This window comes from Arhodomonas sp. KWT (genome assembly GCF_010993615.1).
Genome location: NZ_WNXE01000054.1, coordinates 6,649 through 13,641 on the forward strand (window position 1 = coordinate 6,649; position 6,993 = coordinate 13,641).

The following is a 6,993-nucleotide window of genomic DNA, read 5'->3' on the forward strand; positions in this document are numbered from 1 at the left end:
CAACGGATACGGGGCCGATTTCCTCACCCCGGGCCAACGGCGCTCGCAACCACAAAGTCCACTATATGGACTTTTACGTCAGCACGTCGTTGTACCTTTCTCGCCCCCCTGCCTAGCATTCCGGTTAAACGATAAACAGCGAATCCACGGTGAGGAGAGAGATGTGCAAGTCGACATCGGCGCGCTTTCGCCCCAGCAGTGCTACCGCCTGATCAGCGGGATCGTGGTGCCCAGGCCGATCGCCTGGATCAGCTCCCGGTCTCCGGAGGGCGTGGTCAATCTCGCCCCCTTCAGCTGCTTCACGTTCGTCTCCAACAGCCCCCTGATGGTGGGCATCAATATCGGCCGCAAGGCCGGCCGCGAAAAGGATACGGCGCGCAACATCCGGACGCTCGGCGAGTTTGTCGTCAATATCGCCGACTGGTCCATGGTGGAAACGGTGCACGCCAGCGCCGTGGAATACGACACCCACGAGAGTGAGGTGGAGAGCCTGGGTCTGGCGGTGGAGCCGTCCGGAACCATTACCCCGCCGCGGTTGGCGATGACGCCGATCGGCATGGAGTGCCGGCTGCACAGCATCACCGCCTTCGGCGATACCGGCGCCGAGTTCTTCGTCGGCGAGGTCAGGCTGGTGCACATCGCGGACGCGCTCTACCAGGACGGCCGCATCGACACCCGCGCGCTGCAGCCGGTGTGCCGCATCGCCGGCGCCAACTACGCCACCCTCGGCGAGATCCGTGAGCTCAAGCCCGTTGCGCAAACCCCCAAGACCGTCGTGGAGCGCCGGCCATGAACGACGACACCCGACCGCCGGACAGCGACGGGGACACGCCGGGCGGCGACCACGGCGACGGCGGCAGGACCGTGGGCGCACGCAGCATCCGGCGTGCCCTGGCGATTCTCCGCATCCTCGCCACCGGCCAGGAACACGGGGTCCGGATCACCGACATCGTCTACCAGACGGGCCTCAACCGGCCCACGGTCCACCGCATCCTGCGCGTGCTGATCGAAGAGAAGGCGGTGGAGCAGGACCCCGAGACGCGCCGCTACATGGTCGGCCCGGAAGTATCCCTGCTGGGGCTCTCGCGCACCGCGCGGGTGCCGGTGAAGACCGTGGCCGAGCCCTACCTGCGGCACATCGCCGAACAGTGCGGCGACAGCGTCTTCCTGACCATCCGCAGCGGCTTCGACTCCATCTGCGTGGACCGCAAGACCGGCAGCTACCCGGTGAAGGTGCTGTCCATCGAGGTGGGCGCACGCCGGCCCCTGGGCATGAGCGTGTCCGGGCTGGTGCTGCTGGCATTCGCCGGCGACGACGAGGACGTGGACGAGGTGCTGCTCGGCAACGAACAGCGCCTGGCCGGCCACGGGCTGGAACCGGACGCGGTCCGCCGCCGGATCACCGAGACGCGCACCCTGGGCTACGCCTACAGCGAGGTGGGCGTGGTGCCCGGCACCCGCGCCCTGGCGCTGCCGGTGTTCGACACCGAGGGCGGGCTGGTGGCCTCCGTGGCGGTATCCGCCATGGCCGACCGGCTCAGCCCGGAACGGCTGGCCACCCTGGTGCCCCTGATCCGCCAGCAGACCGAGTTGATCGCCAAACGCCTCAGCGAAGTCCAGAAACGCCGCCGCTAGGCGCCCCTATAGAGTCTGGAGCGACCATGACATCCACGACCCTGCGCCCGGGAGGGCCCCTGCTGAGCGGCGCCGTCTACGGCTGCCTGCTCAACGTCCGCGACGAGCTGGACCGGCTCGGCGACGCCATCGACGAGCCCCCGTACAACGGCGCCCCCACCGGCCCGGTGCTGTACGTGAAGACCCCGAACACCCACATCGCCGCCGGCGCGCCGGTGCCCATTCCCGCCGACGTGGACCGGGTCCGTGTGGGCGCGAGCCTGGGCGTCGTGATCCGGGACACGCTGACCCGTGCCGACACCGGCCAGGCTGCGGCGGCGATCGCCGGCTACACCCTGGTGAACGACGTCACCGTGCCCCACGAGAGCCTGTTCCGGCATCCCCTCAAGCAGAAATGCCGCGACGGCTTCTGCCCGATCGGCCCGTGGCTGGTGGACGCCGCTGACCTGCCGGACCCGGCGACGCTGAGCGTGCGCGCCTTCGTCAACGGCGAATGCCGCCACGAGGCCGGCCTGGATCGGCTGGTACGCCCGGTGGCCACGCTCCTCGCCGACATCTCCGATTTCACCAGCCTCTACCCCGGTGACCTGATCCTCGCGGGTGTCTCCCCCGACGTGCCGCTTGCCGGCCCGGGCGACACCGTGGCGGTGGAGATCGACGGCCTCGGCCGGCTGGTGAATCCACTGGTCCGGGAATCGAGCCACCGGGAGCACACGTCATGAAGCGGGCACGTATCGCCTTCGAGGGCCGGGTCCATCAGGCCCGGGAGGACAACGGCCGGGTGCGCCTGGCGGACGGCCGCCACGTGGCGGAGAGCGAGGTGGTCTGGCTGCCCCCGGTGACGCCGGGCACGATCCTGGCACTGGGCCTGAACTACGCCGACCACGCCGCCGAGATCGCCTCCAGCGCCCCGAATGAACCCATGGTCTTCCTCAAGGGCGCCAACACCCTGGTGGGCCACCGCGCCTTCACGCCGCGGCCCGTCGACGCCACCAACATGCACTACGAGTGCGAGCTCACGGTGGTGATCGGCCGGCCCGCCCGCCGTGTGGCACGGGCGGACGCCTACGACTACATCGCCGGCTACACCGTCGCCAACGACTACGCGGTGCGCAACTACCTCGAGGGCTTCTACCGCCCCAACTTCCGCATCAAGAGCCGCGACAACGGCACGCCCATGGGCCCGTGGCTGGCGGACACGGCGGAAATCCCGGACCCGATGGACCTGCGGCTCACCACCCGCGTCAACGGCGAGACCACGCAGCAAGGCACCACCCGGGACATGATCTTCGACGTCCCCTTCCTGATCGAATACTTCAGCAGCTTCATGACCCTGCGGCCCGGCGACGTGATCCTCACCGGCACCCCAAAGGGCACCGTGAACGTCATGCCCGGCGACGAGGTGGTCACCGAGATCGAGGGCATCGGCGCCCTGCACAACACCATCGTCGCGAGGACACCGTGATGCTCAGTGAAGACGCCATCCGCGACGCGGCCGAACGGCTCGACCACGCCGAGAGCGACCGCAGCCAGATCGACCATCTCACCCTGCAGTACCCGGAGCTGGGCTTCGAGGACGCCTATGCCATCCAGCGCCGCTGGGTGGACATGAAGGCGGCCCGCGGCCGCCGCGTGATGGGCCACAAGATCGGCCTCACCTCCCGGGCCATGCAGCGGTCCGCGCACATCGACGAGCCGGACTACGGCGTCCTGCTCGACGACATGTTCTTCGAGGACAACGGCGGGATCCCGGTGGAGCGGTTCATCGTGCCGCGCCTGGAGGTGGAGCTGGCGTTCGTCCTCTGCGGCGACCTGACCGGCCCGGACTGCACCGTGCTGGACGTGATGCGCGCCACCGAGTACGTCATCCCGGCGCTGGAGATCATCGACGCCCGCGTCCGCCAGGTGGACCCGGCCTCCGGTGCCCCGCGCAAGGTGTTCGACACCATCTCGGATAACGCCGCCAACGCCGGCGTGGTGCTCGGCGGGCGCACCTTCCGCCCGTTCGACGTCGACCTGCGCTGGAGCGCGGCGGTATGCAGCCGTAACGGCGTGGTCGAGGAAACCGGCGTGGCCGCCGGCGTGCTCGGCCACCCCGCCAAGGGCATCGCCTGGCTGGCCAACAAGCTGGCACCGCACGGCGTCACCCTCAGGGCCGGCGAGATCGTGCTCGCCGGCTCCTTCACACGGCCGGTGGCGGCGTCCGCCGGAGACACCTTCCACGTGGACTACGGCCCGCTCGGCGCGATCGGGCTGCAGTTCGTCTAACGGAGGCGGCGATGGAACTCCCCGTGAACCGTTTCAGGCAGGCACTGCGGGAGGGGCGCACCCAGATCGGCCTGTGGTGCGCCCTGGCCGACGCCTACGCCACCGAGATCGGCGCCGCCGCCGGCTTCGACTGGGTCCTGATCGACGGCGAGCACGGCCCCAACGACGTACGCTCGATCCTCGCCCAGCTGCAGGCGGTGGCCCCCTATCCCGCGCACCCGGTGGTGCGGCCCGTCAACGGCGAGTCCGACACCCTCAAGCCGCTGCTCGACGCCGGCGCCCAGACCCTGCTGGTGCCGATGGTGGAGAGCGTCGAGCAGGCGCGGCGCATCGTCGCCGCCACCCGCTACCCGCCCCACGGCCATCGCGGCGTCGGCGCCGGCCTGGCACGGGCGTCGCGCTGGGGCCGGGTGGCGGACTACGTGCACCGCTGCCACGAGCAGCTGTGCGTGCTGGTGCAGGTGGAAAGCCGCGCCGGCCTGGCCGCCCTGGACGGGATCGCGGCCGTGGACGGCGTGGACGGTGTCTTTATCGGCGCCGCCGACCTCGCCGCCGACATGGATCACCCCGGCGAGCCCGGTCACCCGGAGGTCAACGCGGCGGTGCTCGACGCGTTCAGCCGCATTCAGGCGGCGGGCAAGCCCGCCGGTGCGCTGACGCTCAACGAGGACCGGGCCCGCGAGCACCTTGCCGCCGGCTGCCGGTTCCTCGCCGTGGGCGCCGACGCCGCCCTGCTGGCCCGCGCCACCGACGCCCTGCTGCGCCGTTTCACGACACCGGAGGGCGATGCGCCGCCCACGCACGGAGGTTACTGACCCTATAGATAACCGGTCCCGGCACGGTCGCCGCACTTTCGGAGGAGGAGAGCGATCAATGACACGTCCAATCAACTGGCTTCAGGTCGGTGCCGCAGCGCTGCTCGGCCTGGTCGGTGCCTTTTTCGTCTGGCACGGCAGCGACTACCCGATGGGCTCGCTGCGCCGCATGGGGCCGGGGTTCTTCCCGGTCATCGTCGGGGCCGTGCTGCTGCTGTTCGCCATCCTGCTGGTGCTGGAGGTGGCGCACTCGGAGAAGGAAAAGGACTTCTGGATTCCCCGGCCGATCCTGATGGTCTCCGCAGGCTTCGTCGCCTTCGCCGCACTGCTGGAGCGCGCCGGCCTGGTGCCCGCCACGCTGGTCATGGTGATCCTGGTCTCGCTGGCCGAGAAGCCGCTGCGGCCGGTCTCGGCGGCGGCCAACGCGGTGGCGCTGAGCGTGCTCGGCGTCGTGGTGTTCCTCTACAGCTTCGGCATCCCCGTCGCGGCGATTCACTGGTGATCTGATGGATATCCTGCATAACCTGGCGCTGGGCGCCGGCGTCGCCTTCTCCCTGCACGGGCTGCTGTTCTGCTTCGTGGGCGTGCTGGTGGGCACGTTCGTGGGCGTGCTGCCGGGCATCGGCCCCCTAGCGGCGATCTCCCTGGCGCTGCCGCTGACCTATTACCTCTCGCCGCCGATCGCACTGATCATGTTGGCGGGCATCTTCTACGGCGCCCAGTACGGCGGTTCCATCGCCGCCATACTGCTGAATCTGCCGGGCACGGCCTCCGCGGCGGTAACCTGCCTGGACGGCAACCAGCTCACGAAGCAGGGCCGCCCGGGCGTGGCCCTGTTCACCGCCGCCATCGCCTCGTTCACCGGCGGGATCTTCGCCCTCGTGATGGTGCTCGGCTTCACCCCAATGATCGCGTCCTTCGCCACGGACTTCGGAGCCCAGGACTACTTCTCGATCATGCTGCTGGGCCTGGTCGCCGCGTCCACGCTCTCGGTGGGCTCGCCGCTGAAGGGCATGACCATGGTGGTGCTCGGTATCGCCCTGGGCATGGTGGGCATCGACGACACCTCCGGCGCCGAGCGCTTCACCTTCGGCCTGCTGGCGCTCTCCGACGGCGTCAACCTCGTGGCCCTGGCCATGGGCCTGTTCGGGGTCGGCGAGATCCTCGCCAACCTGGGGCAGACGCATCGCGAGCCCCTCAAGACCGACGGGCTGACCTTCCGGTCCATGCTGCCCAGGCGCGAGGAATGGCCCGGCCTGTGGCGGACCATCCTGCGCGGCTCCGGCATCGGCGCCTTCGTGGGCGCACTCCCGGGCTCCGGCCCCGCGATCGCGGCATTCATGTCCTACGCCGCGGAGAAGAAGATCAGCAGGAACCCGGAGGCGTTCGGCAAGGGCGAGCTGCGCGGCGTCGCCTCACCGGAATCCGCCAACAACGCCGCGGTGCAGGCCGCCTTCATCCCCACCCTGAGCCTGGGCATCCCCGGCGACGCGGTGATGGCCGTGCTGCTCGGCGCCATGATCCTCCACGGCATCACCCCGGGGCCCATGCTCGTGACCAGCGAGCCGGAGATGTTCTGGGGGCTGGTGGTCAGCTTCGGCATCGGCAACTTCATGCTGCTGATCCTCAACCTGCCACTGATCCGCGTCTGGGTGCGGATGCTCTCGATCCCCTACCACCTGCTCTACCCGGCGATGCTGTTCTTCATCTGCGTGGGCGTCTACTCCGTGCGCAACAGCGTGTTCGACATCTACAGCACGCTCATCTTCGGCGTGATCGGCTACTTCCTCATCCGCCTGCGCTACCCGCCGGCCCCCCTGCTGCTGGGGTTCATCCTCGGGCCGATGATGGAGGTGCACTTCCGCCGCGCCCTGCTGCTCGGCCGCGGCGACTACACCACGTTCTTCGACAGCGTGCCGAGCACCGTATTCCTGATCCTCAGCGCCCTGTTCCTGCTACTGCCGCTGTGGTCGACCTTCCGCAGGCGCACGGCCCGTCTCAGCAAAGAGGGACGGGACTGACGTTGTTGGCGGGAAAATGACCGCTCCGGCAACAACCGCGTCGCCGCCGGGAAACGGGGCGACGCGCGCTTACCGGACCGCGCCGATCAGCATGTCGGCCACGGCACGTACTGCGGGCGCATCCTTCAGATCCGCGTGAATGACCAGCCAGACAGGGCGTGGTTCGGGTCGCTCCGGGGTGACGCGGACGAGATTCCCGTTTCGCGCCGCCATAACGCACGGCAAAAGCGCCACGCCCAGCCCGGCCTCCGCGG

9 protein-coding genes are annotated in these 6,993 nt (G+C 69.4%); 8 read left to right on the forward strand and 1 reads right to left on the reverse strand.

From position 1 onward, the window contains the following. Positions 1-163: 163 nt before the first annotated feature. The 8 genes from G7A99_RS10090 to G7A99_RS10125 are packed head-to-tail and all read left to right on the forward strand — an operon-like array spanning position 164 to position 6,739. Positions 164-793 carry a flavin reductase family protein gene (locus G7A99_RS10090; RefSeq protein ID WP_163139922.1) on the forward strand — a complete coding sequence of 210 codons (630 nt, stop codon included), beginning with the start codon at positions 164-166 and terminating at the stop codon, positions 791-793. Beyond that, the gene (locus G7A99_RS10095) at positions 790-1,635 is read left to right on the forward strand and encodes an IclR family transcriptional regulator (protein ID WP_163139924.1); all 846 of its coding nucleotides are present in this window, start codon (positions 790-792) and stop codon (positions 1,633-1,635) included. The genes G7A99_RS10090 and G7A99_RS10095 overlap by 4 nt, the downstream gene beginning before the upstream one ends. A gap of 26 nt (positions 1,636-1,661) precedes the next feature. Then, complete coding sequence (locus G7A99_RS10100; RefSeq protein ID WP_163139926.1) at positions 1,662-2,357, forward strand: fumarylacetoacetate hydrolase family protein; 696 nt, start codon at positions 1,662-1,664, stop codon at positions 2,355-2,357. After that, positions 2,354-3,100 (forward strand): fumarylacetoacetate hydrolase family protein, encoded by a 747-nt coding sequence (locus G7A99_RS10105; protein ID WP_163139928.1) that lies wholly within the window; start codon positions 2,354-2,356, stop codon positions 3,098-3,100. The genes G7A99_RS10100 and G7A99_RS10105 overlap by 4 nt, the downstream gene beginning before the upstream one ends. After that, positions 3,100-3,903, forward strand: coding sequence for a 2-oxo-hept-4-ene-1,7-dioate hydratase (hpaH, locus tag G7A99_RS10110; protein WP_018718111.1), 804 nt, complete (start codon positions 3,100-3,102; stop codon positions 3,901-3,903). The genes G7A99_RS10105 and hpaH overlap by 1 nt, the downstream gene beginning before the upstream one ends. 11 nt (positions 3,904-3,914) lie before the next feature. Further along, positions 3,915-4,718, forward strand: a complete 804-nt coding sequence (gene hpaI, locus G7A99_RS10115; RefSeq protein WP_163139930.1) for a 4-hydroxy-2-oxoheptanedioate aldolase — start codon at positions 3,915-3,917, stop codon at positions 4,716-4,718. 58 nt (positions 4,719-4,776) lie between these two features. Next, entirely contained in the window at positions 4,777-5,220 is a 444-nt protein-coding gene (locus G7A99_RS10120; RefSeq protein WP_018718109.1) for a tripartite tricarboxylate transporter TctB family protein, read from the forward strand. 4 nt (positions 5,221-5,224) lie between these two features. After that, positions 5,225-6,739, forward strand: a complete 1,515-nt coding sequence (locus G7A99_RS10125) for a tripartite tricarboxylate transporter permease (protein WP_163139932.1) — start codon at positions 5,225-5,227, stop codon at positions 6,737-6,739. Between the two features lie 69 nt (positions 6,740-6,808). Here G7A99_RS10125 and G7A99_RS24880 read toward each other — a convergent pair. Further along, positions 6,809-6,993 (reverse strand): LysR substrate-binding domain-containing protein (locus tag G7A99_RS24880; RefSeq protein ID WP_240466231.1); only part of this gene is annotated, 185 nt, incomplete at its 5' end.